Origin of the sequence: Desulforamulus aquiferis, from assembly GCF_030577015.1 — a bacterium.
GTDB lineage: Bacteria > Bacillota > Desulfotomaculia > Desulfotomaculales > Desulfotomaculaceae > Desulfotomaculum > Desulfotomaculum aquiferis.
Map to the genome: position 1 here is coordinate 1 of NZ_JARPTC010000083.1, position 299 is coordinate 299.

Annotated in this window: 1 rRNA gene; it reads left to right on the forward strand. The window is 57.2% G+C overall.

What is annotated here, in order from left to right:
* Nucleotides 1-299: ribosomal RNA gene (locus P6N53_RS18625) — 16S ribosomal RNA — on the forward strand; the annotation flags it as partial.

Consider the following 299-nt stretch of genomic DNA (forward strand, 5'->3'; position numbering starts at 1 on the left):
TAACGCGTGGATAACCTGCCTGATAGCCCGGGATAACAGCTGGAAACGGCTGCTAATACCGGATACGCTGAGCAGAACGCATGTTCTACTTAGGAAAGATTTATCACTATCAGATGGATCCGCGTCCCATTAGCTAGTTGGTGGTGTAACGGACCACCAAGGCGACGATGGGTAGCCGGCCTGAGAGGGCGAACGGCCACACTGGGACTGAGACACGGCCCAGACTCCTACGGGAGGCAGCAGTGGGGAATCTTCCGCAATGGGCGAAAGCCTGACGGAGCAACGCCGCGTGAGGGAAG